Origin of the sequence: Photorhabdus hainanensis, assembly GCF_018448965.1 — a bacterium.
Lineage (GTDB): Bacteria > Pseudomonadota > Gammaproteobacteria > Enterobacterales > Enterobacteriaceae > Photorhabdus > Photorhabdus akhurstii.
Genome location: NZ_RCWD01000106.1, coordinates 1 through 1158, shown reverse-complemented (window position 1 = coordinate 1158; position 1158 = coordinate 1). Strand labels below are relative to the sequence as shown.

Below are 1158 nucleotides of genomic sequence, written 5' to 3'. Positions count from 1 at the left end.
GGCCGCAGTGGCCGTTATGCCCAGAGCCTGCTGAAAGACTGGTCGGGCGGCACGTTGGTGACGGATGATTATGCCGGTTACAACGCGCTGCATGCCCGGGCGGATATCACCGAAGCGGGTTGCTGGGCCCACGCCCGTCGTAAATTCTTTGACCAATATAAAGCGAGCCAAAGTCCGGTAGCGAAACAGGCGCTGGATGGCATTCGCGACCTGTACAAGCTGGAGCGAAAAATCAAACACCGGCCGCCGGATAAACGGCGTCAGTGGCGGCAGCGTTATGCCCGGCCGTGGCTGAATGAGTTCCGGTCCTGGTTGCAGAAGATTCAGACCCAAACGGTGCCCAACTCCGGGTTACGCAAAGCGATAGATTATACGCTGAAGCGCTGGTCGGCGCTGGTGTGTTATCTGGATGATGGCTGGGTGCCGATAGACAACAACCGGGCGGAGAATGCGGTCCGGGGTGTGGCGCTCGGGCGAAAGAACTGGCTTTTTGCGGGCTCGCTCTGCGCAGGGCAACGTGCCGCCATGATAATGAGCCTGCTGGAAACGGCCAAAGCCAACGGACATGAGCCCTGGGTCTGGTTACGTGATGTCCTCAGCCGGCTGCCTGTCTGGCCGAACAATCGGTTGAATGAGCTGCTGCCCTGGCCTGAGAATCGCTTTGCTTAAAATCGCTTTTTTTGTCAAGGTGAGGTAACCGGACTCTTACGGTAAAAACGCAGGGATAAGAGTACGGTCAACAAAAGCAAATTTCGACAAGTATTATAACGTTTATGGAGCCAAAGCAACTGTCGTATGTCTTAAAAACGCAAAAACCCCCAGCTTATGCTGGGGGTTTCCACTGTATTTAAAGCCTGGCAGTGTCCTACTCTCACATGGGGAGACCCCACACTACCATCGGCGCTACGGCGTTTCACTGCTGAGTTCGGCATGGGGTCAGGTGGGACCACCGCGCTATCGCCGCCAGGCATATTCGGTTTCCTTCCGGCCGTTGCGTCTCTTCCGACACAACCACCCGAAGCAATCTGTTCAACAAGCTGAAATCTGTCTCTCTTCTGTCTTCCGACTTCTGTTTGCTGTCTTCTGACACCAAAACCCCTTCGGCGTTGTAAGGTTAAGCCGCTCGGCTCATTAGTACTGGTCAGCTCAACGCATCGC

The 1158-nt window shown here is 55.4% G+C and carries 1 protein-coding gene and 1 rRNA gene; one reads left to right on the top strand and one right to left on the bottom strand.

Going from position 1 to position 1158, the window contains the following annotated elements; all coding sequences use genetic code 11:
- Window positions 1-669: IS66 family transposase (tnpC, locus tag EAE92_RS24050; protein WP_214069858.1), on the top strand; the 669-nt coding region annotated here is incomplete at its 5' end.
- Between the two features lie 183 nt (window positions 670-852).
- Here the strand turns inward: tnpC and rrf are convergent.
- Window positions 853-968: ribosomal RNA gene (rrf, locus tag EAE92_RS24045) — 5S ribosomal RNA — on the bottom strand.
- Window positions 969-1158 lie beyond the last annotated feature (190 nt).